The 26529-nt window shown below is 66.4% G+C and carries 30 protein-coding genes and 1 riboswitch; of the genes, 19 read left to right on the top strand and 11 right to left on the bottom strand.

Translation table 11 applies throughout. The features are described 5' to 3' along the window. The first annotated feature begins 36 nt into the window (after positions 1–36). From MGN01_RS12450 to MGN01_RS12430, 5 genes are all read left to right on the top strand, one after another. Positions 37–726, top strand: coding sequence for a MotA/TolQ/ExbB proton channel family protein (locus tag MGN01_RS12450; RefSeq protein WP_147046943.1), 690 nt, complete (start codon positions 37–39; stop codon positions 724–726). Positions 727–873: 147 nt separating this feature from the next. Next, positions 874–1359: a protein TolR gene (tolR, locus tag MGN01_RS12445; RefSeq protein ID WP_147046942.1), complete on the top strand. Its 486-nt coding sequence runs from the start codon at positions 874–876 to the stop codon at positions 1357–1359. A gap of 4 nt (positions 1360–1363) precedes the next feature. Next, entirely contained in the window at positions 1364–2446 is a 1083-nt protein-coding gene (locus MGN01_RS12440; RefSeq protein WP_147046941.1) for an energy transducer TonB family protein, read from the top strand. A 58-nt stretch (positions 2447–2504) separates the two neighbouring features. Next, a complete protein-coding gene (locus MGN01_RS12435) occupies positions 2505–3044 on the top strand; it encodes a metallophosphoesterase family protein (protein ID WP_147047065.1) in 540 nt (179 codons plus the stop codon). A gap of 103 nt (positions 3045–3147) precedes the next feature. Further along, positions 3148–3462, top strand: a complete 315-nt coding sequence (locus MGN01_RS12430) for a hypothetical protein (RefSeq protein WP_373319196.1) — start codon at positions 3148–3150, stop codon at positions 3460–3462. Between the two features lie 252 nt (positions 3463–3714). Here the strand turns inward: MGN01_RS12430 and MGN01_RS12425 are convergent, their stop codons facing one another. Beyond that, positions 3715–3966, bottom strand: coding sequence for a hypothetical protein (locus MGN01_RS12425; RefSeq protein WP_147046939.1), 252 nt, complete (start codon positions 3964–3966; stop codon positions 3715–3717). 170 nt (positions 3967–4136) lie between these two features. Between MGN01_RS12425 and flaF the strand changes: the two genes are divergently transcribed. Then, positions 4137–4517 carry a flagellar biosynthesis regulator FlaF gene (flaF, locus tag MGN01_RS12420; protein WP_147046938.1) on the top strand — a complete coding sequence of 127 codons (381 nt, stop codon included), beginning with the start codon at positions 4137–4139 and terminating at the stop codon, positions 4515–4517. A 30-nt stretch (positions 4518–4547) separates the two neighbouring features. Here the strand turns inward: flaF and MGN01_RS12415 are convergent, their stop codons facing one another. The 3 genes from MGN01_RS12415 to MGN01_RS12405 form a co-directional block, all read right to left on the bottom strand. Beyond that, a complete protein-coding gene (locus MGN01_RS12415; protein ID WP_147046937.1) occupies positions 4548–4889 on the bottom strand; it encodes a hypothetical protein in 342 nt (113 codons plus the stop codon). A 189-nt stretch (positions 4890–5078) separates the two neighbouring features. Then, positions 5079–6971: a phosphomethylpyrimidine synthase ThiC gene (gene thiC / locus MGN01_RS12410; protein WP_147046936.1), complete on the bottom strand. Its 1893-nt coding sequence runs from the start codon at positions 6969–6971 to the stop codon at positions 5079–5081. A gap of 76 nt (positions 6972–7047) precedes the next feature. Next, a riboswitch (TPP riboswitch) is annotated at positions 7048–7155 on the bottom strand. A 130-nt stretch (positions 7156–7285) separates the two neighbouring features. Beyond that, the gene (locus MGN01_RS12405) at positions 7286–8053 is read right to left on the bottom strand and encodes a site-2 protease family protein (protein ID WP_238258198.1); all 768 of its coding nucleotides are present in this window, start codon (positions 8051–8053) and stop codon (positions 7286–7288) included. A gap of 133 nt (positions 8054–8186) precedes the next feature. Between MGN01_RS12405 and MGN01_RS12400 the strand changes: the two genes are divergently transcribed. From MGN01_RS12400 to MGN01_RS12390, 3 genes are all read left to right on the top strand, one after another. Beyond that, positions 8187–9023, top strand: a complete 837-nt coding sequence (locus MGN01_RS12400; RefSeq protein ID WP_147046935.1) for an alpha/beta hydrolase — start codon at positions 8187–8189, stop codon at positions 9021–9023. Positions 9024–9093: 70 nt separating this feature from the next. Beyond that, positions 9094–9459, top strand: coding sequence for a restriction endonuclease (locus tag MGN01_RS12395; RefSeq protein WP_147046934.1), 366 nt, complete (start codon positions 9094–9096; stop codon positions 9457–9459). An 840-nt stretch (positions 9460–10299) separates the two neighbouring features. After that, positions 10300–11403 carry an acyltransferase family protein gene (locus MGN01_RS12390; RefSeq protein WP_147046933.1) on the top strand — a complete coding sequence of 368 codons (1104 nt, stop codon included), beginning with the start codon at positions 10300–10302 and terminating at the stop codon, positions 11401–11403. Here MGN01_RS12390 and MGN01_RS12385 read toward each other — a convergent pair whose 3' ends face one another. Further along, complete coding sequence (locus MGN01_RS12385) at positions 11404–12096, bottom strand: ceramidase domain-containing protein (RefSeq protein ID WP_147046932.1); 693 nt, start codon at positions 12094–12096, stop codon at positions 11404–11406. It lies immediately after the preceding gene. A 93-nt stretch (positions 12097–12189) separates the two neighbouring features. Between MGN01_RS12385 and xth the strand changes: the two genes are divergently transcribed. The 5 genes from xth (at position 12190) to MGN01_RS12360 (ending at position 15517) form a co-directional block, all read left to right on the top strand. Beyond that, positions 12190–12987 carry an exodeoxyribonuclease III gene (gene xth, locus MGN01_RS12380; RefSeq protein WP_147047063.1) on the top strand — a complete coding sequence of 266 codons (798 nt, stop codon included), beginning with the start codon at positions 12190–12192 and terminating at the stop codon, positions 12985–12987. A gap of 62 nt (positions 12988–13049) precedes the next feature. Beyond that, positions 13050–13517: a hypothetical protein gene (locus MGN01_RS12375; protein ID WP_147046931.1), complete on the top strand. Its 468-nt coding sequence runs from the start codon at positions 13050–13052 to the stop codon at positions 13515–13517. Between the two features lie 104 nt (positions 13518–13621). Continuing rightward, entirely contained in the window at positions 13622–14539 is a 918-nt protein-coding gene (locus MGN01_RS12370; RefSeq protein WP_147047062.1) for a thioredoxin family protein, read from the top strand. Between the two features lie 31 nt (positions 14540–14570). Continuing rightward, a complete protein-coding gene (locus MGN01_RS12365) occupies positions 14571–15239 on the top strand; it encodes an LON peptidase substrate-binding domain-containing protein (RefSeq protein ID WP_147046930.1) in 669 nt (222 codons plus the stop codon). 71 nt (positions 15240–15310) lie between these two features. Continuing rightward, the gene (locus MGN01_RS12360; protein ID WP_147046929.1) at positions 15311–15517 is read left to right on the top strand and encodes a Trm112 family protein; all 207 of its coding nucleotides are present in this window, start codon (positions 15311–15313) and stop codon (positions 15515–15517) included. Positions 15518–15533: 16 nt separating this feature from the next. On the opposite strand, the gene MGN01_RS12355 is transcribed toward MGN01_RS12360, so the two are convergent. From MGN01_RS12355 to MGN01_RS12335, 5 genes are all read right to left on the bottom strand, one after another. After that, positions 15534–16364, bottom strand: coding sequence for a GNAT family N-acetyltransferase (locus tag MGN01_RS12355; RefSeq protein ID WP_147046928.1), 831 nt, complete (start codon positions 16362–16364; stop codon positions 15534–15536). Between the two features lie 185 nt (positions 16365–16549). Next, positions 16550–17260 (bottom strand): iron-containing redox enzyme family protein, encoded by a 711-nt coding sequence (locus MGN01_RS12350; protein ID WP_147046927.1) that lies wholly within the window; start codon positions 17258–17260, stop codon positions 16550–16552. 276 nt (positions 17261–17536) lie between these two features. Next, positions 17537–18490, bottom strand: coding sequence for a Tim44 domain-containing protein (locus MGN01_RS12345; RefSeq protein ID WP_147046926.1), 954 nt, complete (start codon positions 18488–18490; stop codon positions 17537–17539). Positions 18491–18618: 128 nt separating this feature from the next. Beyond that, positions 18619–19716 (bottom strand): ATP-binding protein, encoded by a 1098-nt coding sequence (locus MGN01_RS12340; protein WP_147046925.1) that lies wholly within the window; start codon positions 19714–19716, stop codon positions 18619–18621. Positions 19717–19827: 111 nt separating this feature from the next. Next, positions 19828–20460, bottom strand: coding sequence for a S24 family peptidase (locus MGN01_RS12335; RefSeq protein WP_147046924.1), 633 nt, complete (start codon positions 20458–20460; stop codon positions 19828–19830). A 214-nt stretch (positions 20461–20674) separates the two neighbouring features. Here MGN01_RS12335 and MGN01_RS12330 point away from each other — a divergent pair, with 214 nt between their 5' ends. The 5 genes from MGN01_RS12330 (at position 20675) to MGN01_RS12310 (ending at position 25756) form a co-directional block, all read left to right on the top strand. Beyond that, on the top strand, positions 20675–21031 hold the full coding sequence (locus tag MGN01_RS12330) for a DUF952 domain-containing protein (protein WP_147046923.1): 357 nt from the start codon (positions 20675–20677) through the stop codon (positions 21029–21031). Beyond that, entirely contained in the window at positions 21028–22107 is a 1080-nt protein-coding gene (locus MGN01_RS12325) for a quinone-dependent dihydroorotate dehydrogenase (protein WP_147046922.1), read from the top strand. The genes MGN01_RS12330 and MGN01_RS12325 overlap by 4 nt, the downstream gene beginning before the upstream one ends. 352 nt (positions 22108–22459) lie before the next feature. Then, a complete protein-coding gene (locus MGN01_RS12320) occupies positions 22460–24769 on the top strand; it encodes an FdhF/YdeP family oxidoreductase (protein WP_147046921.1) in 2310 nt (769 codons plus the stop codon). Beyond that, positions 24766–25098 (top strand): hypothetical protein, encoded by a 333-nt coding sequence (locus MGN01_RS12315; protein WP_147046920.1) that lies wholly within the window; start codon positions 24766–24768, stop codon positions 25096–25098. Before MGN01_RS12320 ends, MGN01_RS12315 begins: the two co-directional genes overlap by 4 nt. Before the next feature lie 154 nt (positions 25099–25252). Further along, positions 25253–25756, top strand: coding sequence for a YciE/YciF ferroxidase family protein (locus tag MGN01_RS12310; protein WP_147046919.1), 504 nt, complete (start codon positions 25253–25255; stop codon positions 25754–25756). Between the two features lie 460 nt (positions 25757–26216). Here the strand turns inward: MGN01_RS12310 and MGN01_RS12305 are convergent. Further along, a partial coding sequence (locus MGN01_RS12305; protein ID WP_280178542.1) for a DNA translocase FtsK occupies positions 26217–26529 on the bottom strand: 313 nt, incomplete at its 5' end.

The raw sequence follows: 26529 nt of genomic DNA, 5'->3' as shown, positions 1-26529 counted from the left end.
CTCGCATCGGCCCGTTCACTCCTGAGGAGTTCGACCATGGATTCAACTGCAGCGCCGCTCGCGGCCGCCACGCCCGACTTCTCGTTCCTCGGCCTGTTCCTGCAGGCCGATCCGATCGTGAAGGGCGTGATGATCGTGCTGGTCATCGCATCGATCGCGTGCTGGACGGTGGTGTTCGAGAAGATCGTGCGGCTCGCCAGGGCGCGCAGCCAAGCGAAAGCGTTCAACAACCAGGTGCAGACCGGCGGCTCGTTGGATGCCAACGAGAAGGGCATCTCGGGCCATATCGTCCAGGCCGGTCTCGAAGCCTGGCGCGATCAGGATCCGACCGAGAGCCGTGCCGAGCGCCGTGACCGCATCGAGCGGGCCATGCGCGCCGCCCTCAACCTCGAGGTGAAGCGCCTGCAGACCGGACTTCCGCTTCTCGCCACCTCGGGCTCCACGGCCCCCTTCATCGGCCTGTTCGGCACGGTCTGGGGCATCATGAACTCGTTCTCGTCGATCGCGAAGAGCCAGGATACCAGTCTGGCCGTGGTGGCTCCCGGCATCGCCGAGGCGCTGTTCGCCACGGCCATCGGCCTCGTCGTCGCGATCCCGGCGGTGATGGCCTACAACAAGCTCAGCGGTGACGTGAGCCGCGTGCAATCCTCCTTCGTCTCCGCCATTGGCATCCTCGGCAACCGCCTCGCCCGTGAGCGCAATGCGAGCCGTGCCGCGGCTGAGTAACCGCCGCAGGCCGCGCCCATAAACGCGCGCGGCACGAGCTTCTGGAAGCACCGGCGACCACTTCGATCCACCGAGCCGGGGATCGCGGCCGCCTCGTACATCTTCGCGGCTGCCTCGACGGCGCCGACGCCCAGGAGGGCAGACACCATGGCGATGGGTTCGATCCGCGCAGGCGGCGGAGACGACGAGGATGGCCTCGACGCGACCCCGATGTCCGACATCAACGTCACGCCGATGGTCGACGTGATGCTGGTGCTGCTGATCATCTTCATGGTCGCTGCGCCACTGATGACGACCGGCGTGCCTGTGCAGCTTCCCAAGACCTCCGCGGCAAAGGTCGCCCAGTCGCAGAAGCCGCTCGAGGTCTCGATCGACAAGGAGGGCCACCCCTTCATCGCCAAGGACGGCTTCACCAACGAGACGCTGATGCCGCGACTGCGCGAACTGAAGGCGCAGAACCCGGAGCAGGTCGTTCTGGTGCGCGGTGATCGCGACGTGCCCTACGGCAAGATCATGGAGGTGATGGGCCTCGTCGGGCAGGCCGGCTTCACCAAGGTTTCCCTCATCGCGCAATCGCCCGGCGGAGCCGCGGCTCCGGCGACGCCCGCTCCGGCGAGTGAAACGGCACGCTGACACGATGGCCACGTTCGTTTCGACAACCGGCTCGGATCGCGCTGAAGGCGGGTTGTTCGCGGCCCTGTTCGGCGCGCTGCTGCTTCACGCGGTCGGGATTGCCGGGCTGATGTTCCTGAACCTCGCGCAGCCGGCGCCCCCCGGCGAGCAGCAGATCACCATTGATCTCACGCCCGAGATGACGGCCGCAGAGGCCCAGGCGCCGGCCGAGCAGGCAGCCCAGGAGGAGGTTCCCGAGGAGGCCAAACCCGTCGGCGATCCGCCCGAGGCGACAGCACTCGATGTGGCCGAGACGCCCACCGAGGCAAAAGTGGAGCCTCCAGAGACGACCGAGGTGCCGCCGCCGGAAACCGCGCAGGTGGAGCCGGAGACGGCACCCCCGCCCCCGGTCGAGTCGATCATCACCTCGCAGGCGCCGGAGGCCGAGGAGACCGCGCCTCCGCCGCCACCCGTGATCGCCGAGGCGCCCGAACCACCGAAGCCGGTCGAGCCCGATCCGGCCGTGATCGCTGCTCAGCAGGAAGCCAAGCGCAAGGCCGTTCTCGAAGCCAAGCGCAAGGCCGCAGCCGAGGCCAAGCGGCAGGAGGCGATCGAGGAGCGTCGCGAGGCTGCCGAATTGGCGAAGCGCAATGCGGCGCGGGAGCGGGCTGCCGAAATCCGTCGCGCTGCGGCGGCGGCCGCTAAGTCGAGGGAGGATGCCGCCCGGCGGACGCAGGCGGCGAACGATGCGCGGGGCCGGCAGAACGCGGCGTCGGCGGCCTCGCAGGCCAGCGGCGGCCGGTCGGGTTTTAGCGGAAGTGATCCGAACGCGCTGGCGGCATGGAAGGCCTCGATCTCAGCAGCGATCCGGGGCCGTATGAATCGGAACGCCGCCGTCGGCACGGCTGGCGGCGTCGCCACTGTCCACTTCACGGTGAGCCGATCGGGCGCCGTCAGCGGGGCCGGGCTCTCCGCAAGCAGCGGCGTCGGCGCCATCGACAGTGCCGCTTTAGCCGCCGTTCGCGGGTCGGTGCCGCCGGCTCCGCCCGGCTTCAGCGGAGCGAGCCTGGCGGTCACGGTCCCGCTGCGCTTCAGCCCGGGGCACTGATCGCGGAGCAAGGGGCGGACTCGCAGCGTTCTCTCGGCTTCCTCGGGAGAGCGTGGCCTTGGCCGTCTACTTCACCAGCGACACTCATTTCGGCGACCCGCGTATCCTGCGTATCGACCGCCGGCCGTTCAACACGCTCGACGCGCATGACGCGGCTCTGGTCGAGGCCTGGAACGCCGTGGTCGGACCCGACGACGAGGTGTGGCATCTCGGTGATTTCGCGCTCGGCCCGGGGCGGGATCGAATCCGCGAACTGCTCGGTGTGCTCGCCGGGACCAAACACCTGATCATCGGCAACAACGATGGGCCGGAAACGCTGGCCGCGCCCGGTTGGGCCTCGGTCGGCCATTATGCAGAGACCGAGGTGGAGGGGCGCCGGCTGGTGCTGTGCCACTACGCTTTCCGGACCTGGAACCGGATGGGACGCGGCGTGATCAACCTGCACGGACACTCGCATGGGAAGCTCTCGCCGATACCGCGACAATACGATGTCGGCATCGATGCGCAGGGCATCGCCCCGGTGAGGCTAGACGCGATTCTCGCCTCCAGACGACGCCGATCCAAGCCCGAGTCTCGACCGGAAAAAAGCGGAACCTAACGGCAGCTTGACCGTTCATCGGTTCGGAACCGCAAACGTTGGCCTTGCCGTTACTGGCGGCCACTGGCCGATCCCGCAGTCACCGCATTGAGTGGACTTCCCCATGCGTCGCACGATCATTTCCGCCGGCCTCGCCGTGAGCCTCCTCGCGCCGTTCGCCGCCCCCGCCTACGCCATTCCGGCCTGCATCGAGGGCAGGCGCAAGGTCGAGGAGGCGAGCGCCCTGCGCTACCAGGCCCGCCAAGAGGCCCGGCTCGGGCGCCACGATCGCGTCTGCGACACACTCGACGAGATCGGTGACCGCTACCACGACGCTCAGGGCGCCTTCGAGGATTGCGGCGCTGACATCGCCTCGATCGATCTCCGCAGCGAGCTGCGAAACCTTCGCATCGCCAAGCACGTAAACCGCTGCGACTGAGCTGAGTTTTTGTCGAACAGGATGAAGCCTGGGTGTGCCTCCGCACGCCCGGCCGCCGCGAAACGCGGCACCGTCAAGCTACACACACCGTCGATTCGCCGAACGCACCGATTTCAAGAGCACGGCCATGAGCACCGCCAACGACACGATCCCGACCGGTCCGTCCTTCGCCGCAGCCCTGTGCGGCTTCCTCAGCACCACGGCCGCGACCACGATGCTGATGCTGCTCGTCCGCAGCTTCTGACTGGGAGCTCAGGGCGCCACGTACCAGAAGCGACGGCGCGAGAAGAGCGCATCGGCCTGTGCCGCCGTCGCCTGCGCCGGATGTGATACCGCCGGTGGCGTGCAGGCGATCTCATGACGGACCGGTGGCTCGATCAGCGCAGCCTGGGCAGGCGGGATGAGCCCGAGACGGGCCTGAAACTCGGGATGGCGCGCAGCGGAGATGGTCGCGATGCAGGCGATCAGACCGCCCGCCACCAGACCGAGAAGAAAGTTGATCATCCAGGCCGGATCCCGGCTCAGTCGCGCCGTATGCTTCGAGATCCTACCTCTCGCCGGTCATCCGGGCGCCATTGCGGCAGACTTCGCGACGACTCCAATTTTTAAGACTCGGCGTGTCAGATCTTGCATGCCGGACGGGATAACCGTCCGAGCGAGGAGACGCCGGGGCGATGATGCAAGGGGCCAACGCATACGCAAGGGTTGCGCGCAGCGCCCTGACGCCTCGGGAAGCCGAAGCAGCCGTTCTCCTGAAAGCCGCCGGACGCCTCCAGGCCTTCGCCACGGGTGAGGTCACGGGTTCGGCTGCGCTGAACGAGGCGCTGATGTTCAATCAGAGGGTCTGGACGATCCTGGCCGGCGCAGTTGCCGATCCGGCCAATCCGCTGCCCGATGACATCCGCCAGAACGTCACGAACATCGCGGTGTTCGTGTTCCGCACCATCATCGACACGATGATCGAGCCCGCTGCCCACAAGCTTGAGGCGCTGGTCTCGCTCAACAACCATCTCGCGGCCGGCCTCCAGGGCAACCCGGCGCCATCCGCAGCCTGAACCCCTCAGATACGACGAGGCGCGCGCCCGTCAGGCGCGCTTCTCGATCCGTTCACCGACCGGAGGGTTCTGCTCGCGCCCATAGACGCGCGCCTTGATCATGATCTCGTTTGGAATCTGAACGATGACGTCTCCGCTGACCGTATCGGTGATGCGGAAGACGACGGAATCGGAGTCGTTGTCGCGGACGTAGCCGCGGCTCTCGTCGTCGGCACGGGCGCGAGTGGCCGCCTCCGGGCTGAGGTCGAGCGACACGGCCGGGTCGAGCGCGCGGTCGCGGTCGTCGCCGCGATCGCTGGCGCCGCTCATGCGGGTGGTCGGCTCGATGGCGGGGACCGGCGGTGAAAACTGGACTGAACGGATCGGCTCCATGGCATGCTCCCGTGGTGCGAGTGAGCAACGTCCATGGATTCCTCGCGCGCAGTCGCCGGAGTCTTAACGCGACGTCGTCTGTCCCCTGCCGACCTCACGTAGTATTGACATGGCGTTAAGGCCGTCCCGACATTTGCATGCAAATACGGCCGGCATGCCCTCCCGAGTATGCCGGCACGCGCGTCTGCTTTACTCCGCCGCCTCGACGTAGAGCTTGCCGCCTTCCTCCAGGAATTCCTGGGACTTGGCAGCCATGCCGGCCTTGCGCTCCTCTTCCGTCATCGGCTTGGCCTCACCGATGACGATGCCGGCCTCCTCCATGGCGAGCACGTCGGCGCGCAGATCCTGCGTGATCTTCATCGAGCAGAATTTGGGGCCGCACATCGAGCAGAAATGGGCGACCTTGTGGGCGTCCTTCGGCAGAGTCTCGTCGTGGTAGGAGCGGGCCGTGTCCGGATCCAGCGAGAGGTTGAACTGGTCCTCCCAACGGAAGTCGAACCGGGCCTTCGAGAGGGCGTCGTCGCGCAGCTGAGCGGCGGGGTGACCCTTGGCAAGGTCGGCGGCGTGGGCGGCGATCTTGTAGGTGATCACCCCGGTCTTCACGTCGTCGCGGTTCGGCAGGCCGAGATGCTCCTTCGGCGTGACGTAGCAGAGCATCGCCGTGCCGAACCAGCCGATCATCGCCGCGCCGATGCCGGAGGTGATGTGGTCGTAGCCCGGCGCGATGTCGGTGGTCAGCGGGCCGAGGGTGTAGAAGGGCGCCTCGCCGCATTCGCGGAGCTGCTTCTCCATGTTCACCTTGATCTTGTGCATCGGCACGTGGCCGGGGCCCTCGATCATCACCTGGCAGCCCTTGTCCCAGGCGACCTTCGTGAGCTCGCCGAGCGTCTCCAGCTCGCCGAACTGCGCGGCATCGTTGGCGTCGGCGATCGAGCCGGGGCGCAGGCCGTCACCGAGCGAGAACGAGACGTCGTAGGCCCGCATGATGTCGCAGATCTCGTCGAAGCGCTCGTAGAGGAACGATTCGCGGTGCCCGGCGAGGCACCAGCGCGCCATGATCGAGCCGCCGCGCGAGACGATGCCGGTGGTGCGGCGCGCGGTGAGCGGCACGTAGGCGAGGCGCACGCCGGCGTGGATCGTGAAGTAGTCGATGCCCTGCTCGGCCTGCTCGATGAGGGTGTCCTTGAAGACCTCCCAGTCGAGCTTGAGCGGATCGCCGCCGACCTTCTCCAGCGCCTGGTAGATCGGCACGGTACCGATCGGAACCGGTGAGTTGCGTACGATCCACGAGCGGATGTTGTGGATGTTGCGGCCAGTCGACAGGTCCATCACGGTGTCGCCGCCCCAGCGGATCGACCAGACCAGCTTCTCCACCTCGTCGGCGGCCGACGAGGTGACGGCCGAGTTGCCGATATTGGCGTTGATCTTCACCAGGAAGTTCCGGCCGATCGCCATCGGCTCGAGTTCGGTGTGGTTGATGTTGGCCGGGATGATCGCGCGGCCGCGGGCGACTTCCTCACGCACGAATTCCGGCGTGATGAACGGCGGCACCGAGGCCCCGAAGCTCTCGCCGTCGGCGAGGGCTTCATGGGCGCGCTCGAGCATCTGCTCGCGGCAGGCATTCTCGCGATGGGCGACGTAGATCATCTCCTCGGTGATGATCCCGGCGCGGGCGAATTCGTATTGCGTGACCATCTGGCCGGCATCGGCGCGGCGGATCGTGCGCTCGGCGGGGCAGGGGGCAACGAGCTTGTCGGCGGATGCGAAGCCGTTGTCCTCGGGCTTCACTTCACGCGGCTTGACGGTGGCGTAGGCGCGCCGGGCGATCCAAGGCTCGCGCACCAGCGGCAGACCCTTCTCGAGGTCGATGTGGGCATCGGTCTCTGTATAGGGGCCCGACGGGTCGTAGACGCGGACCGGGGGCTCGTTCGGGTCGGTCAGTACGATCTCGCGGAACGGCACCTTGATGTCGTCGCGTCCGGTGACGGCGGAATAGACCTTGCGCGAACCCTGAATGGGGCCGGTGGTGACGCTGGCGGGTGTGCCGTTCGGCAGGTCCTTGGGACGGACGGGTGCGTTCATTCTTGTCGCTCCTGGCGTTGGAGGCGACCCGCTTTACGGCGGCGATCCGGCAAGAGGGGCCACGCGCTCGCCGCGTCCACCCATCAGTTCCCGTCCCTACGCCGGTACGAGCCGGATCAGGTTCAAGGGTCAGGGCGACGCGCCCAATCTCAGCCCCCGTTGTGGGGCCCCCCTCGGAACCGTTCCAGAGTCGGAGTCTGGGAGGAGTTTGTCAATTGGGCGCGTGCGGGAGCGAAAAGTTCTCAGCCTCTACCGACATTCCGGGTTCTGCTGCCCGGCCCCAAGTCGCGGGGTGAAAGGCCGAGGACGCGCCGCTACCAGAGCCGCATCAGCCGGTAGCCCATCACCACGTCTTGCGGCGAGAAGCCCAGATGCGCGGTGATCCAGAGGCCCGCCCGGAACACCGAGCGGGCAAAGGCGCCGGAGAGCAGGAACATGCCGGTGATGATCAGGCCGGAATACCGGGCGATGTGGTCGCCGGATTCGCGCATGCCTTCGGAGATCCACGGGCGGATGACGCCGTAGCCGTCGAGACCGGGAATCGGAAGCAGGTTCAGGAGGAGTGCCGTCGCCTGGTACAGTGCCGAGACCGCGATGACGGCGCGGATTGCGTCGGCGTTCTCGCCCGCGAGCTGGTAGAGCACGAGAAGGAACAACAGGAATAGCAGGTTCGTCGCCGGCCCCGCAGCCGAAACCGCGCTCTGCCAGATCGCCGAGGGCAGCAGGTGCCGATTCACCAGGACGGCGCCGCCGGGAAAGCCGATGCCGCCGAGCAGGGTGAACAGGATCGGCATGGCGATCGAGTTGATCGGATCGGCGTAGTGGCGCGGATCGAGGGTGAGGTAGCCGCTCTGGCCGATCTCGTGGTTGCCGCCCTTCCAGGCGATGTAGGCATGGCCGAACTCGTGCAGGCAGAGCGAGAGCACCCAGCCCGCCAGCACGAAGACAAAGGCAAGGCCTTTCTCGCTGCCGATGCCGAACTGGATCGCCAGCCCCGCCAGCGCGAAGGTCAGCAGAATCATCAGGAAGTTGAAACTCGGGGCGATGGCTCCGCTCAGCCTGCTGGTTCCCGGTACCTGCACTATGGTCACCTGAGTCGACGCCCGAGCTTTGGCTGGGGTTTGCCCGATCCGGGGTCGCCTTGGAAAGAGGCCGACGTTTCCGCAAGATCATGAGCGCGTGTAAGCACCTCGGCTTCTCGAGCCCGGCGGGATCATGCGCATCATCGGATACGGCGTCCTCGGCGTCCTGAGCCTCTACGCCGCCGCTGTCGGCGTCCTCGCCGTCTACCAGCGCCGCATGATCTATCCGGGCGCCTTTCAGCCGGCTCCGCAGGCCATGGCCGCGCCCGCCGGCACAGAGGTAGTCACGGTGACGACCTCCGACGGCGAGCGCCTGCACGGGTTATGGGTGCCGCCGAAGCCGGGCTGCGGCGTGGTGCTGACCTTTCACGGCAACGGCTCGGTGCCGGAAGCGCATGCCGCGCGCTTCGCCGACGCACCCTGGACGGAGGCGGGCTGGGGCATGCTCGCCATCGCCTATCGCGGCTATACCGGCTCGACGGGATCGCCGAGCGAGACCGGCCTGATCGAGGACGGGTTGGCGGCCTATCGCTTCGTGAGCGAGAAGGCGCCGGGTGCCCCGATCCTGCTGCACGGCCACTCGCTGGGCGCAGCCATCGCCGTCGCCGTCGGTGAGCGCCAACCGCATCTCGGGCTCTATCTCGAGGCGCCCTTCGACTCGATGACGCATGCTGCTGCACTGCACGTGCCCTACGCGCCGGTCGGCCTGATCCTGCTCGATACCTACCGCTCCGACCGCCGGATCGCGCATGGGCGTGACCCCGTGCTCATCGTTCACGGCACTGCGGATACCATCGTCCCGGCCGAACTCGGGCGGGATCTCGCTGCAGCCGCGGGAGCGCGCGCCAAGATCGAGATGGTCCCGGGTAACCACGTCTCCATCCTCGGCCTGCGCGACCGGGAGGCGGAAGCGTTGTTCCGCGCGAAGCTACCACCCCCCTGTGGGGCGGCTCAGGCCGGGGCGCGCTGATCCGTACTCTCGACGGCCGCGCCAACCAGCACCATCTCGCATCTGGTGTGCAGCGCGAGGGGAGCAGCACTTGGTTGGACGGCGCGCGCTGCGATGGAGCGAGAAGGAGGCAGGGCATGAGGTTGCCGCGCCGGTCGTCTGCCCGCTTTGCGAGCGACCAATTCCGCGACGGGCGCGCCAGAGCCTTCATCACCTCCTGCACAAACTGAAGGGCGGCGCGCGCGGCGAGACCGTGCGGCTGCACCAGATCTGTCATTCGGCAATCCACGCCCGTTACAGCGAGGCCGAGATTGCCCGCCGACTCGCTGACGTAGCGGCCTTGCGCCAAGACCCGGAAATCGCGCGGTTCCTGGCCTGGGTCCGTACCAAGCCCGACGACTTTCATGCCCCGACCCGCATGACGCGCGGACGGCGCGCGGCAGGACGTGAGCATTGATCCGGGCGCATCAGCGCTGCTTTGCGCTCGCCTGGGCGGGTGCCCGCAAGACTCGCATCTTGACATATTTCCTATTCTATGATTGTGTGCCTGTACCGGTCTCCCGGACCATCGGGGGAGCGCCGCAGGGTTGAGGGCGGTGCTTGTGGGAGATCGGGCGATGCCCGCGTCGGTGATCTCACCCATCGCCGCCCCGGGCGGAGCTTCGACGCAAGCTCGTCCTGGCAGGGCGGGGTTCGGCGAGGAAATGCGCCGGGCTTTGGCCGACCCTGGCTCGGCGACACCGAGATGCTGTCGGCGGCGTCCACTAGGAGGCGTCGCGCACGGAAGGAGGTGCCACGCAACTTCCTCGGGATGGGGGCGTCCTGCGAGATGGGCGCCCGGCACCGGGGCGTGTTGAGCGACAGGTCGAAGGCTCCGGAGAGCATCGTGACGCAAAACCGGCCCGCGCCGCTCACAACGGCGCGGAACCGCGGGACGCCGGGGAAGCGGATGTGTTTGTGATCACTGCGCGCCGTGAGGTTCCACGGCGTCCCGCGTCACCCCATCATCGGGGTGTGTTCTTGGGCCATGCCCCCGGCGGAGCACCGCGCGGGGACGATGACGCGCATCTCGACACACCGCGCGCTCACATTCCTCACTGGCCTCGATCCGGCGAACCAGTGCGATGACGGCAGAGCGATTCGATCGCGCGTAAAAGCCTGTTCCCAAACGACGAATTGGTTTGAGCCTGGATCGCTCTTAACCCGGTGTTTTCCCCATTCGCGATGAGCGCTGCCGACCGGCTGTCTCCTTAACGAAGCTGCCGCACGATGGGCCTGTCCAACCGACCCGATCGATATGAGCGCATCGCTGAACGCCACCCGCACCGTCGCGCCCTCCGACGCAGTCCGCTGCGCCTGGGTCGACGTCGCCAAGGGTCTCTGCATCATCCTCGTGGTGATGATGCATTCCACCCTCGGCACCGGCGAGGCGATGGGGGGCGACGGCTTCATGCACTACGTCGTCGCCTTCGCGAAGCCGTTCCGGATTCCGGATTTCTTCCTGCTCTCAGGGCTGTTCCTCGGCCGGGTGATCGGCCGAGACTGGCGTCTCTTCGCCGACCGCCGCATCGTGCATTTCGCCTATTTCTACGTGCTCTGGGTACTGATTCAGTCGGTGGTGAAAGCGGGCCCGATCGTCGAGGGGAGCAACGGCCCGGCCGAAGCGTTCTCGGCCTTTGGCCTCCATCTCGCCTGGGCGTTGGTCGAGCCGTACTCGACACTCTGGTTCATCTACCTGCTGGCAGTGTTCTCGGTGGTGACCAAGCTGCTGCATGGGCGCGTGCGGCCGTTGGTGCTCGTCGCCGGAGCTGCCGTACTGCAGAGCCTGCCGCTTCACGGCGTGCCGTACCTGCTGGAAGAGTTCTGCGGTCGCTACGTCTATTTCCTGATCGGCTTCGTCTTTGCCGAGCGCATCTTCGATATTGCGCAATGGGCGCGAGCGCATGTCGGACCGGCACTGGCCGGGCTCGCGGCCTGGGCGGGGCTGAATGCCGCGCTGGCCTTCACCGCGACGGGGATCGAGCACCATCCGACCCTGGCGAGCCTGCCCGTCGTCAGCCTCGCGATCGGCAGCCTCGGCGCCATGGCGATCGTCACGGTGGCGGCGCTGCTGACCGAGGCGGGCGGTCCCGTCACGCGGGCCCTGCGCGCCTGCGGCGAGCGCTCGATCGTGATCTACCTCGCCTTCTTCCTGCCGATGGCCGTCACCCGCGCCGTGATGGTGCGGGCCGATCTCGATATCGGCCTCGCCAGCCTGATCGTGACGGCGGTGGCCGTGGTGACGCCGCTGGTTTTCGAGCGACTGATCCGCGGGACACGGCTGTCGTTCCTGTTTCGCCGCCCGGCGGCCTTCCACATCGCCGACGCGCCGAAGAAAAAGTTGCAGTTGCAGACGGCCTGATCAGGCTGTGGCTTGGCGAAAGCGAAGCGCCGTAATGATCAGCAGGTAGAGCACCGTCGCGTTGAGCAGATGCCAGAGGAAATGCGTGCCGCTGGCAAGCTCACGGCATACGCTGCGGTCGATCGTCCTGAAGATCAGCGAGAGCAGGAATATGAGGGCGATGCCGAGGAGCGACAGTCCCGCTCTGCGCCTCGCCGGGATACTGGAAATCGCCAGTGTCCCGCCGACGATCACGAGCACCAGCACCGCTGGCACGTAGTCGATCGAGCCGTTGGTCAGCGCGGCGCTCGACTGGCCGAGCGCCATGTCCGCCAGGGTACCGAAGCCGAGGTTGAAGGCCGCAAACGCCATCGTCATCGTGATTGCCGCGAGGCCAGGCAGGTCGAGGAAACGGCGCAGGGCGAGCAGCAGGTAGGCGTAGATGAACAGCCCGATCGGGATGACATCCGCCAGCATCGACCAGCGGTTGGCCAATGTGTGGAACAGGAATGAGCCGATCCCGACGGCAGTCACCAGCCCGGCCAGCACCAACGCGGCCGGATCGCGCTGTTTGCCCCGCTGCTCGCGCAGCACCGCGACGCCCGCCGCGGCCAGGAAGGCACCGTTCGAGACCGCGTTGAGCGGCTCGGCCCAGAAGCCACCGTCGAGGCGCTCACAATAGGCCATCACCGGCGCGAACCAGGATGCATCCATCGTCCAAAGCCCTCCGCTCGGCGCGCCTTGCCAGAGCGGCGCTAAGGCCCGATGACGGTCGCCCGATCACTGACGGCGAGTACGCGGCACCCGATGCGGATCACCACCTGGAACGTCAACTCGATCAAGCAACGGATCGGCCATCTCATCGCCTTCCTCGACGAGGCCAAGCCCGACGTCGTCTGCCTGCAGGAGCTGAAGTGCCAGGACCCGGCCTTCCCGCGCGAGGAGGTCGAGGCCGCGGGCTACGCCGTCGAGACGCTGGGGCAGAAGGCCTATAACGGCGTGGCGCTGCTGGTGCGCCGGCCCCTGGAGATGACTCAGGTGCTGCGTGGGCTGCCCGGCGATCCGGAAGACGAGCAGGCGCGCTACCTCGAAGCCCTGGTGGTTGGGGAGGACGCGCTGCCGGTGCGCGTCGCCACGATCTACTTGCCGAACGGCAACCCGGCGCCGGGTCCGAAATACGAGTACAAGCTCGCCTTCATGGAGCGGCTGCGGCTCCATGCGCGCAGGCTGATGGAGACGGAGGAAGCGCTGGTGCTCGCCGGCGATTACAACGTGATCCCGATGCCGGAGGACGCGGCCAACCCGGAAGCCTGGCTCCAGGACGCACTCTTCCTCCCATCGACCCGCCGCGCCTTCCGCGCGCTGCTCGCCGAGGGCTTCACGGAAGCCGTGCGCGCCTGCGACCCACGGGACAAGCTCTACACCTTCTGGGACTACCAGGCCGGCTGCTGGCAGCGGGATGCCGGCATCCGTATCGACCACCTGCTGCTCTCGCCGCAGGCCGCCGACCGGCTGGTCTCGGCCTCCATTCAGAAGCACCTGCGCGGGCTCGAAAAGCCCTCCGACCACGTGCCGGTAACGGTCGAGCTCGCGGCCGCCGCTTGAAAGGCGGCCCGGTTGCCCCAAGACTCACACCACCTCGCTTCGAACGAACGGATTCTTACGGCATGACGACGTTGCGCGCGCTCTTCACGATGGCAGCCCTCGCGGCTTGCGCCGGAACGGCCCAGGCGCAAACCGTCGTGACCATGGAAGGGCATTGCGAGAAGCTGGTCATCGGCGGCCAGGACATCACGCCGAACTGCAAGGAGAAGCTGACGAATACGGTCATCGGCAACCGAACCAGCTTCGACTTCTCGGCTAATGACGGACAGACGCTGAGCTTCGCCGGCAGCGGCGCTCAGCAGGAGGCGACCGAGATCACCGAGGCGCTTCAGCCGATCAACCTCGTCACGCCCGGTCAGTCGAACAAGGACGGCATCGTCCGTTCTCCCGCTCCAGGCGTCGGCTCTTGCAAGTTCTCATCGCCGGAGCCGGGCAAGACGCAGATCGCCTGCGAGGCCAACTCGCAGGGCAAGAGCTACGCCGGCACCTTCATCACCGACACTAAGCCGAAGGATGCTCCCAAGCGCTGAGCCCGGCTCTCACGGATGCGCGCGGCCGCTCTGGTCAGACGTGCGTCAAACCCCATCTAAACACACGAAAACCTGACATCATGCGTACCGACCACGAGGGCTCCATGCTCACCGATCCCCCCGCGCTCGGCGCCAATCCCGGAGCACCCGGCGGGCTGGTCAAGGACACGACGACGGCCGGCTTCCGTGAGGACGTGATCAACGCGTCGATGAACCAGCCGGTTCTCGTCGATTTCTGGTCGCCTCGCGCTCCCTCCAGCAAGACTCTCTCGGCTGTCCTGGAAAAGGTCGTCACCGGCGCCGGCGGCAAGCTGAAGCTGGTCCGCTTGAATGTGGACGAGCACCCGGCCGTGTTCAGCCAGATCGGCCAGCAGCTAGGCCTGCAGGGCGTCCCGGCGGTGATCGCAATCGATCGCGGCCGGCCCGTGGACATGTTCAGCGGCGCGCTGCCCGAGGCCGACGTCAAGGCGTTCGTGATGCGCCTCATCGGCCCTTCGGAAATCGACCAACTCCTCGAAGAGGCCGACCGCCTCGCGGGGGAGGGCGACCACGCCCAGGCCTCCGAGCTTTACACACACATCATCCGCGAGGAGCCGGACAACGTCCGGGCCTTTGCCGGGCTCGCCAAGGGGCAGCTCGATCTGGGTCAGGTCGAGAATGCCCGCCGGGTGCTGGACATGGTCCCGCCGGACAAGGCAGCCGATCCGGCTCTCGCCGGCGTGCGCGCCGCGCTCGATCTCGCGGAGCAGGCTGAGAGCCTCGGCGACCTCGCCGGGCTGCAGAGCAAGGTCGACGCGAATGCCGACGACCATCAGGCCCGCTTCGACCTCGCCCTGGCGCTCAATGCCCACGGGAAGCGCGACGAGGCGGTGGATCAGCTCGTCGCCATCGCGCGGCGCGACCGCAGCTGGAACGATGAGGCGGCGCGCAAGCAGCTGTTGCAGTTCTTCGAGGCCTGGGGCCTGATGGATCCGGCCGCGATCCGCGGGCGCCGGCAACTCTCGACGCTGATCTTCTCATGATCCAGTCGCGGCGCCTCGGGGGGGCCGGCCGATGAGCCTGCATTCGGGCTACAAGGGGCCGGGTGATTGCCCCGCCATCATCCCGGTTTTTCCGCTGCCCGGAGCGCTGCTCCTGCCGCGGGGGCAGATGCCGCTCAACATCTTCGAGCCGCGCTACCTCGCCATGGTCGAGGACGCGCTGCGCACCGAGCGGATCATCGGCATGATCCAGCCGGATGCTGAGGGCGGTGGGCCACCCATGGCGCCGCGGCTCTACAAGGTCGGCTGTGCCGGCCGCATCACGCAATATGCCGAGACCGGCGACGGGCGGCTGCTGATCTCGCTGACCGGCATCGCGCGTTTCCGTATCGAGAGCGAGCTGGCGGGCGCCACAGCCTACCGCCGCTGTCAGGTCTCCTACGACGACTTCAGCACCGACTTCGAGCCGCGCGCCGGCGAGGAGGCCGTTGACCGCGAGGGCGTGCTGAAGGCGCTGCGCGACTTCGTCGAGGTCAATGACCTCAAGGTCGATTGGGGCGGCATCGAGGAGGCGCCCAATGAGGCGCTGGTCAACGCACTCTGCATGATGAGCCCCTTCGGGGTGCGCGAGAAGCAGGCAATGCTGGAAGCCGTCGACCTCAAGACGCGTGCCGAAGTGCTGATCGCCGTGACCGAAATGGAGCTGGTGCGCGGCAACGGCTCGGAGCCGACACTTCAGTGATTTTCGGGATGCCGCCGTGACCTCGTGACGGTATACGCGCCGCGCTTCCCTCTCAGGATGAGACCCATTCGATGGCCGACGACACCACCCAGCCGGTTGAGGCGACCCGCGTCGATCCCAAGCTCCTGGAGCTCCTGGTCTGCCCGCTGACCAAGGACTCGCTCGACTACGACGCCACGCGCCAGGAGCTGATCAGCCGCTCCGCCAAGCTCGCCTACCCGATCCGCGACGGCATCCCGATCATGCTGCCGGAAGAAGCCCGCACGCTGACGGATTGACGAGGGCGCGAAGCACTCAGGCTGCCGCCGTTCGATCCTGCTCGGCGAGCGCCGCCCGCCCGATGACCCGCCGCCCGAAGATGGAGCGGGCGAAGTCGTCGAGCGGCAGCATGATCGGCAGGACGTATTCCTTGAAGGTCGGCTCGAAAAGCGGCGGGCCGACGAAGCTCAGCCCGATGCCGAGCAGGAAGCGGACGATCGCCGGAAGCGGCAACTCGCCGAATTCGCCGTCTGCAGCGAGGCGGCGCTGCTCCTCCGTGTAGAACGGGCGGGACGGCTCGTGCGCGGGCTCGGGCTGCGTTGCCCGTAGGCAAGGGCGCGCGGCGGTGCGGCCCTTTGCAGCGAGGATATCAAGGACGATCTGCGTATCGCGAAGATGGTCGGTCTCAGTTAGGCTGAAGCCGAGCCAGTGGCTGATGCCGTCGCGGCGCGAGGCGTCGTAGGCGGCCTTGTAGAGCCGGCCGATCGCTGGTGAGCCGCGATGCTCCTTGAGGATCGCCGCACGACCGAGTTCCGCCATTCGCGCCAGGGGCGGCATATCGTCGACCCGGCAATAGAGTTCGAGCGGCAAGCCGAGAGGCAGCTTCTGGACCCGGGCCACGGCCGCGTTCGGCCGCAGCAGCCGGATCGTGCCGACAGCCTCCTCGCCCTTGTAGCAGACGAAGTTGTCGGTTGTGTCGAGCACGTCGAAGCCGTTGATCTCGCGCAGGGCCGGTAGCAGGTCCGGCGCCAGATGCATCGCCCCGGAGAACACCTCCCACCGGACGCGCGCGGCGGTGTCGAGTTCGGCCACCGTCCGCGCTTTGACGACGTGATAGCCGGCCGTGCTGTGATCGCTCGTCGCCATCACGAAGTGCCTCGATGCTCAAGCCCGGATGGTTGAAGCGCCCACTGGCGCCATTCCTGGGCCGCGAAGCGGGATCAGGAATTCATGGCTGCGCGGGATGTTTTCAGCGTCGCATCCCGCCTGGATTCGGGTTCTCGTCTGCGACGAACCCCGGAATGACGGTGGTGAGCGATGCTCGTCGCTGATCAGTGCGCCTTCGCTTGGCGTCGTCCGACTTCGTCGAGCATACCGAGATAGGCGCCCCGTGTTGCCGCTGCCGTCATGACGATGGCATCGTGCTCGGCGGCGTCGTCCAGTTCGGCGAGGATGCGCTCCAGGTCGTCGACGTGGCCGATATCCGCCTCGGCATGCAGGTCGAGGAAGGTGACGGCGTCAGCGATTTTTGGGATGCTGCTCGAGGCGACGAGCGCCCTGGCCACCTTGCCGGCGCGCTCCACGGCGAGTCCTTCGAGGATATAGGCGCTGCCGAGGAAGGCGGCCGGGTGGCGACCGTTCGTCGCCGCTGTGATCCAGCTGTTGTAGGCGGTGATCCACTCGCCCGGGGGGTTCTCCGCTAGGGTTTTTTCCGGGTCGAGGCCGAGGCTGCACAGGTCATCGTCGACCAGGATATCATGGCCGCTTTCCTCCTCGGCCTTCTGAAAGAACAGGTCAGCGAGTTCTGGATGCTCGCCCAACTCCTTCAGCCGGCGGCCCGCTGCTTCGAGGCGGGGGGCGGTCAACGCAACGTAGTGCCGGGTCTGAACCAGAAAAGCGACGTAGAGGTTCTTGTCCGCTGAACCGTTTTTGAAAGCCGTGATTGTTGGCTCTTGGTCGATACCTGAGACGAGCAGGCTCAAATGGTTGCGCAGATCTTCAACAACGCCGCCTTTTCTGTTTGCGACAGCAGCTTCAGCCATTCCTAATCTCCTGGTTCTGTCTCGATCCGAGGCGTTGGGAAGGGCATCCTGTTACTCCCGGCGCTTCGGATCGATCGAAGGCTAAGGCTCAGAACGAGACGGCGTCCAGAAAAAGCTACCTGTAGTCGGAACATTCTATGGCAGGTTGTCTTATGTTTTACCTAAAGTTATAATTTTCCCTTGATAGTTGTATATGAAAAGTGGGGCAACAAAGAAAAAGGACGTCAGGTTACCCTGACGTCCTTCCACTGATTCGTTGCGTAGATCTAAGGTTGCTTAGCGGCCCTGCTGGATCGCGGAGAGCAGCCAAGTGCCACCGCGCTCGCGCACGAAGGTCCAAAACTCCTTGGCCTCGGTCGGGCCGTTCTCAACGGCACGCTGCGTGCTGCGGTCGAAAGTCTCGTCCTTAAGCGTGAAGCGCATTGCCACGGTGGCGTATTCCGTCGGCCCTTCGCGCCAGGCTTCGGACAGGTCGCCCTGCAACAGCTTGACGTCGGAGATGCGGTTGACGACGCCGCGCTGGGCGTTGGCCCGCAACTCCTCCTCAAAGTAGCCAACCATCTCCGGCGTCGCGACGCGGCGCAGGGTGCCGAGATCCTCGCGGCCATAGGCCGTCTGCACCTCATAGAGGGTACGCTCAAAGGCCTCGTAGTCGGCCGGCTGGATCGCGACAGGTTGGCCCTGCGGAGCAGCGCTACCGCCGCCAAGGCCCATCCCGCCCATCGCACCACCGCCCGCGCCGTTGAGGTTCGTGCGTGCGGATGGCGCGTTCGCGGCCATAGCCGGGGTGCCAGACTGGCGACGACGGAAGAAGTTTACCGCTAGCATGGCGAGGCCGACGAGCAGGCCGATCTGCAGGAGCAGGCCGAGGAACGAGGCGATGCCGCCGAGGCCGCCGAAGAAGCCGCCGCCGACCAGCGCACCGAGCAGGCCCGCGCCGAGCAGACCCGCGAAGAAGCCCCCGCCGAAGCGGCGTCCGGAGTTCGCCTGCATGCCGGGGTTACTCATGCCCGGGCTCGGCGCCGTCTGCGAGCGCTGGATGGGGGCGGTGGCACCCGGAGAGGTCGCTGTGCCAGCAGGCGGGCTGTAGGTGCGCGAGCCGCGAGAGCCAAAGCTGCCGCCTCCGCCACCGGGGCGCGCCTCGACGACCGGCGCAGCAGTCACTGCCAGCGCTGCGGCGAGGGCGAGCATGGTCGCCAAACGCCTGCGACCGGTCTTGGGGGTTGCCATGAACATCCTCGGGTAAGAACCGAACGAGCGAAATTGCCCGCTACGATATGGGAACGTCCCGGATTGAGTTTTAGTCCCGGCTCGCGGCGGCGACCTCGTGGCCTATGCCGCGCTTCCCGTCCAACGAACTACGGTGCGGCCGGAAAGACGAGGCGTACCGTGGTCCCCTCGCCGGACCGGCTCTCCAGCGAGATCGTACCGTTCTGGCGCTTCATCAGCCCGTGCACGATGGCGAGCCCGACGCCGCGTCCTGCCTCACGGCTAGTGGCGAAGGGGGCGAGCGCGCGGGTCAGCATCTCCGGCGACATGCCGTACCCGTGATCGGAGATGGCGATGCCGACGGCGCCGTCGGAGGGACGATGCAGTGTGGCGTCGCCGGGTGGAACCGCGAAGGTCGTAATGGTGACTGAGCCCGCTTCCGGCATGGCTTCGGCGGCATTCGCCAGGATATGCCGCAGGGCGAGTTCCACCTGGGTCGGGTTGCAAAGGGCCGGCGGCAGGCCGTCGGTTTCGGTGATCGACAGGCTCAGCCGGGGCGGCAGCGCGGCGGCCAGCGAATCGGCGATCGAGGCCAGGAAGGCATCGAGATTGACGGCTCGCACGTCCGGCGCGATGCGGCGCGAGTGGGTGAGGAGATGGCGCGTCAGCACGGCTGCGCGCTCAGCTGCCTCGGTCGAGCGCGTCACTGCCCGCTGGATGAAGGGCTCCGGCCGGTCGGCAAGCCGGCGCTTGAGCCCATCCACATAGCCGATCAGGATTTGCAGGAAATTGTTGAACTCGTGCGCGACGCTGTTGGTGAGCAGGCCCAGCGCCTCGCGCTGCTGCGACAGCACGAGTGCACCCTCAGCATCGACCCGTCTGGTAATGTCAACGATCTGGCCTATCAGGGCTCCTGAGCTGCCGATCGGTGCCAGCGAGATCGCCGCCCAGAACGAGGAGCCGTCGACGCGCGCACAGAGCAGGTCAACGGAGTCCGCGCGGCCTTCCGTAATTGATTCCCGGAGGACGGCCCAGGCAGCATCGCTCTGTCGAGCTTGAAGCAATGCGATACCGCCGCCGACGAGTTCGGCCGCAGAACGGCCGGTCAGAGCGGCGAGCGCCGGGTTAACCGCGCGCAGCACTCCTGCTTCAGCGACGAAGGCGGGCACGGGCAATGCATCGAGCAGGGCGAGCGCGTCCGGCAACTGAGCCGCTTCGGATGGACCATCCTCGTCGGGCGATGGCATGGCCGCTTTCCCTGGCTGCGCCCCGTCACGCTTGCTCGGCTAGGCCGGACTTGCGTCGCCGCGATCGATACCCGCATTCTCGCGAACGCCCAAGCCTGCACGCGGCGGGCGTTACTGGCGCACCCACATCACCCGCACCATCCAGGCAATCTCGGAGACGGGCACGGCCCGATCCTCGTGGTCTGGGTTCAGGGAGGCCAGCTCGACCGTGCGGGCGGTGCGACGGCGCAGTTCTTTGGCGAGCACCTCGCCAGAGTTGAGCCGTGCCACGACGCGGTCGCCCTTGCGCACGCTCGCCGTGGGCGAGACGATCAGAACGTCGCCGTCGCGGTAAAGCGGCATCATCGAATCGCCCTGAACCTCGAGCGCAAAGGCGCGGTCCCCGCCAAGATCCGGAAACTCGATCTCCTCCCAGCCCGGGCCGCCTGTGGGCATACCCTCGTCGGTGAAGAGCCGGCCGGCGCCGGCCTGCGTCATCCCGATCAACGGCACCATCGTGCGCAGAGGCCCGTCGCGCCCAACGATGAGGCGGAGGAAATCGTCAAGGCTCGCCCCTGTGGCAGCCAGGATCTTCGACACGGATTCGGTCGACGGCCAGCGTTTGCGACCGTCTGGCCCGATTCGCTTCGAACGGTTGAAACTGGTGGCGTCGAGTCCGGCGCGGCGGGCGAGCCCGGAGGCTGAGTAGCCGTGGCGCTCGGCCAATCGGTCGATCGCCATCCAGATCTGGTCGTGCGACAGCATGGCGGGCTCATGGATCGGGCCGGTTGAGACACCCAGCCTAGCACTAGGAAAGTAGAACTACGGAACGGCGAACGCAACGTGGAACGGCCGCGATTCTGGCATGGGCTGGCGGATCGAAAAAGGTGTGCCTTCGGCTGGGCTGTCTTCTCGGCTTGCAGCCTCCCAGCGCCCGTCCTAAGCGCATCGCGCCGCACGCCGGAGAGGCCCGACCCGCATGCTTGTCTATAAGATCTGTCCTCGCGCGCTCTGGCGTCAGGCGGAGGCGGAAGGCCGCTTCACCGGAGCTCCAGTCGACCACGCCGACGGCTTCATCCATTTCTCCACTGCCGCGCAGGCCGTCGAGACGGCCGCACGCCATTTCGCCGGTATCGAGGATCTGCTGCTCGTGGCCGTCGACAGCGAAGCGCTGGGCGAGGCGCTTCGCTTCGAGCCTTCGCGGGGCGGTGACCTGTTTCCGCATCTCTACGGCGACCTGCCGCTCAGCGCCGTACGGGCAGTCGAGAACTTGCCCCTCGGCGCGGATGGCCGTCACGTCTTCCCGAGCGCTATCGTCGGAGGCGAGGAGGCATGATCGGCGCGTTGTTTCCTCTCGCTCGGCCTATCCTGCACGGTCTCGATGCCGAGACGGCGCACGACCTAACTCTGCGCGCACTCGCGCTCCTGCCGCCGCGCACGCCACCGGCGAGCAACGCATGCCTGGCGGTTGAGGTGTTCGGAAAACGCTTCCCCAATCCGGTCGGTCTTGCGGCGGGTTTCGACAAGGGCGCGCGGGTCCCCGATGCGTTGCTCGGGCTCGGCTTCGGCTTCGTTGAGGTCGGCGGGGTCGTGCCGAGGCCCCAACCGGGCAACCCGAAGCCACGCGTGTTCCGCCTCGCAGGCGATCGCGCCGTCATCAACCGGTTCGGCCTGAACAGTGAGGGACTCGATGCTGTCGCCGACCGTTTGCGCGCGCGGCGGGGTAGAAGAGGCGTGGTCGGCGTCAATATCGGCGCCAACAAGGAGGCCACCGATCGGCTCGCCGACTACGTCGCCTGCACGCAGGCGCTCGCCCCACTCGTCGACTTCATTACCGTCAACGTTTCATCCCCGAACACGCCGGGCCTGCGCGACCTCCAGGGTGAAGCCTTCCTCGACGATCTCCTTGCTCGCACCGTCGCCGCCCGTGACGAGACCGCACCCGGCACTGCGATCCTTCTGAAGATTGCCCCGGACATCAGCCTGGAGACCCTCGACGCGATCACGGCGACGGCTCTCCGGCGCGGCGTGCAGGCGCTCGTCGTCTCGAACACGACCATCGCGCGTCCCGACACGCTCGCTGAGAAAGCGCTTGCGAAGGAGACCGGCGGGCTCTCGGGCCGACCACTTTTCGCACCCTCCACCCGCCTCCTCGCGGAGACCTTCTTGCGGGTCGGTCGGCAGATCCCGCTGATCGGTGTTGGCGGGATCGATTCCGCTGAAGCCGCCTGGACCAAGATTCGGGCCGGTGCGAGCCTCATCCAGCTCTATTCGGCTCTGGTCTACGAAGGACCCGGCCTCGTTGAGACGATCAAGGCTGGACTTGCCGCGCGCTTGAAAGCGGCTGGTGCGCCGGATCTGAAGGCCGTGGCCGGGCGCGATGCTGCAGATTTAGCGGAGCTCGGAGGTTAGAAGGCCACGGGACCCATCGTTGTGAGGCCAAGCCGAAGCAATTCGAGGTGACATTCGCAAAAGGCGGTGCGTTTGCCGTCGATTGCCGCGCTCTGCTTGCAGAGAGTCGAGGAGCCTCTCACCGGAAATTTTACCGCGCTGCACATTGAATTATTCCAAAATTAGGCACCTCAAGCATGATAATGCCTGACCCATGCAATTAGAGCATGGGTATCCTCGCATCTAGCCGAAATCATTTCGCGGCTGCGAATTGCTACATCTTGAGAGCGCTCAGAACCCTACGCCGCCTGTTCGAGAGACGGCGACGAGCCACTGGGCAACTGGCTTTCTCCGACATTCGCGATCGGACCTCATGAGCAGCACAGAACCGGCCCTCAAGCGCTCTTCCGCCGCTGGCGGCTGGGGCGCTTTGAAGAGTTGTGGCAAGCATCTCCTGAAGAGTCGCGCGCCGTTGTCCGGTGCACGCGTGCTGCTCGCCGCGAACCAGCCCGATGGGTTCGATTGCCCCGGTTGCGCCTGGGGCGACCCGGCCCACGGCTCGTCGTTCGAATTCTGCGAGAACGGCGTGAAGGCAGTCTCTTGGGAGGCGACCGACAAGCGCACCCCGCCGAAATTTTTCGCCAAGCACACGCTCACCGAGCTGCGTGGCTGGACCGACTACGCCCTCGAACTCGAAGGCCGTTTGACTCATCCGATGCGCTACGACGCGGTCTCCGACCGCTACGTCGCGGTGAGCTGGGACGAGGCCTTCGCCGAGATCGGCGCAACGCTGCGCGGGCTCGACCACCCCGATCAGGCGGAATTCTACACCTCCGGCCGCGCCTCGAACGAAGCGGCCTATCTCTACCAGCTCTTCGCGCGTCACTACGGCACCAACAACTTCCCTGACTGCTCGAACATGTGCCACGAGGCCAGCGGCATCGGGCTGACCCAGGCCATTGGCATCGGTAAGGGCACGGTGCTGCTGGAAGATTTCGAGAAGGCGGACGCGATCTTCGTTGTCGGCCAGAACCCCGGCACCAACCATCCGCGCATGCTCGCCGATCTGCGCCGCGCCGCCGAGCGCGGTGCCCGGGTTGTCGCCTTCAATCCCGTGCGCGAGCGCGGACTGGAGCGCTTCGCCGATCCGCAGAACAGCGTCGAGATGCTGCGTGGCGCGAGCCAGGCCATCGCAAGCCACTACTTTCAGCCGCGTCTGGGCGGAGACATGGCGGCCTTCCGCGGTATCGCCAAGGTTGTGTTTGAGCGCGATGAGGCGGCACTGGCCGCCGGCAAGCCCTCGCTGCTTGATCGCGCCTTCCTGCGCAGCCAGACCTCCGATTACGAGGCGTATCGCGCGGCCGTCGATGCGACCTCCTGGGAGGCGATCCTCGATCAGTCAGGCCTGACCCGTGAGGAAATCGAGACGGCGGCCGAGGTCTATCTCGGCGCCGACAAGGTCATCGCCACTTGGGCGATGGGCGTGACCCAGCACAAGCACTCTGTCGCGACCGTGCGCGAGATCGCCAACGTCATGTTCCTGCGCGGCCATGTCGGCCGTCCAGGCACGGGCCTCTGCCCAGTGCGTGGCCACTCGAACGTGCAGGGCGACCGCACGGTGGGTATCAACGAGAGGCCGCCGGCCGCCTTGCTCGACGCCCTCGACCGTCAGTTCGGCTTCAAGTCGCCGCGTGGCCACGGCCACAACGTGCTCGCCGCGATCGGCGCGATGCTTGACGGCTCCTCGAAAGCTTTCATCGGGCTTGGCGGCAACTTCGCTCGCGCGACGCCGGACTCGACGCTGGTCGCCAAGGCGCTCGCCTCCTGCGAACTCACCGTCCATATCGGGACGAAGCTCAACCACTCACACTTGCTGCCAGGTCGCGTCGCCTATCTGCTGCCCTGCCTCGGCCGGACCGAGATCGACCGGAACTCGAAGGGCAAGATCCAGATCGTGACCGTCGAGGATTCGATGAGCATGGTCCACGGCTCGGGCGGCATCAACAAGCCGGCCTCACCGGAGCTGCGTTCAGAAATCGGCATCATCGCCGGCATGGCCGCCGCGACCGTGGGCTCGGCCCATGTCGACTGGGCCGCGCTCGCCGACGATTACGACCTGATCCGCGACCTCATCGAGAAGACCATCCCTGGCTTCACCGGCTTCAACCTGCGGGTCCGCCGGCCGCGTGGCTTCATGCTGCGCAACCTCGCCGCTGAGCGCGTCTTCGAGACGGCGAGCGGCAAGGCCAGCTTCTCCTTCGGCCCGATCCCGCAGGCCACGGAGCACCAGAAGGCGCTGACTGTCGACGGCACCTTCGTGCTGCAGACCTTCCGCAGCCACGACCAGTACAACACGACGATCTATGGGCTCGATGACCGCTACCGCGGCGTCTACGGCGAGCGTCGTGTGGTCTTCGCGCATCCGGACGATTGCGCCGCGTTGCGCGCTCTCTACGGCGACCGCGTCGACATCGTGCGTGCCGGTGACGATGAGAGCGGCGAGGTCGCGGAGGATTTCCGCCTCGTACCGTTCGAGATGCCGCGCGGATCGCTCGCTGGCTATTACCCCGAGCTGAATGTGATGGTGCCGTTGTCGAGCTTCGGCGAGCTCTCGGACACCCCGACCTCGAAATCGGTACTGGTGAAGATCCGCGCCCGCACCGCCCGCGCCAAGGCGGCATGAGCAAGCCAGCTGCCGACGCGGAGACCTTTCTCGCCGCGACGGATACCATCGCGGACCTGCGCTTCGACCTCTCGCGCCTTGAGGCCGGCCTGCTCGCCGGCGTGTCGCTGGGGCTTGCCTCGGATACCCGCAGTTTCGCGCGGGTCTTCGGGATCGAGCACGCGTTGGTGCTCCGCGCGCTCGAGATTCTTGTCGAACTCGGATTGCTGGTGGTGACTTCCCGCAATGCCCGCACGCAGCGCGCGCATTACGAAGTGACGGAGGAGGGCGGGCTGCTGCTCGGCGCACTAAGGACGGAGACCAAACGCGAGCGTAGCCGGAATTCCTGAGGTAAGGCGACCCGTTTTTGTGGATCTGCGACGCCGTTGGAATCCGGGGAAAAGCCGAATTTTTGGAAGGCTGGCGCGGACCCAACGGCCGTCGATGAGGTTCTCAAGCTAGGCGGCATTGAGCCCCTCTTACGCGAACGAAAGGAGTCCTCCCGTGGCTACGAAGACGAAGACTCTGCACGATGCGTTCTACGAGACGCTGAAAGACGTCTACTACGCTGAGAAGCAATCCGTCCGCGCTTTGAAGAAATCGGCGAAGGCGGCCGAGCATCAGGAGCTTCGACAGGCTTTCGAGACGCACGCCGAGGAAAGCGCCACCCAAGTCGAACGGCTGGGACAGGTTTTCGAGATCATCGGCAAGTCGGCTCGGGCGAAGACTTGCGAGGCGATGCAAGGCCTCACGGCCGAGATGGAAGAAGATCTCGAGGATTTCGGCGACAGCCCCGCAGCGGACGCTGTACTTGCAGCCTGCGCGCAGGCCGTCGAGCACTACGAAATCGCGCGGTACGGCACATTGAAGACCTGGGCCTCACAGCTCGGCTACACGGATGCGGCCAAGCTCCTCGACGAGACGCTGCAGGAAGAGAAGAAGACCGACCAGTTGCTCTCCAAGATCGCTGAGAAGATCAATGCGGAGGGCGGTCGAGCCTCCCCCTAACCGGCATCGAGACGGGGGCATCGGCGCCGATGCCCCCGATCGCCGTGCTAGTCCGTCGTGAATCGTGACGCGAGCCCATCTGGCTCAGCATCGACGGCAGCGGGTCAAAGGGCTGGTAAATCAGCGGGAGCGTACGATGCGACAGCGAACTTCGTCACGCTGCGCATAGCCACAGTGCCGCGCATCAATGCCTCCCGAAACGCGGTGCATCGATTCTGGCACCATGCGTGAGCATCAGGCTGCTTCCCGACGTCGCAACAGCCCTGATTCACCGAAAGCGGTTGCCTGCCGATGCCGGTGAAGCTTACCGGTTCCGGCGCTTCGCCGCGCTTGCCTCAGAGTGCGAGACCATAGGCCGGCTGCGGCACCCCGGTCTTTCGAATATAGAGCACGGTTCCGCTGACCGGCACAGGGTTCAACTTCTCGCGATTTGCTGCAGGCCTGCGTCTCGGATCGCCGATCAGAAACCCTGCTCTTCGCTCTCCACCAGGATCTCGCGCTTGCCGGCATGATTAGCCGGGCCGACGAGGCCTTCCGTTTCCATCCGCTCCATGATCGAGGCAGCGCGGTTGTAGCCGATCTGCAGACGGCGCTGAATGTAGGAGGTCGAGGCCTTCTTGTCCCGGAGCACCACAGCCACAGCCTGATCGTAAAGGTCGCCGCCCTCGGCGCCGAACTGGCCAGCATCGAAGACCGGGCCGTCCTCGGAAGACGAAGCGCTCCCGGAGGAGGGGATCTCACCCTCGTCAGCCGTGACGGCTTCAAGATAGGCC

This window comes from Methylobacterium gnaphalii (assembly GCF_007992215.1).
GTDB lineage: Bacteria > Pseudomonadota > Alphaproteobacteria > Rhizobiales > Beijerinckiaceae > Methylobacterium > Methylobacterium gnaphalii.
The sequence above is the reverse complement of the archived record's forward strand: the minus strand, read 5'-3'. Positions and strand labels throughout refer to the sequence as shown.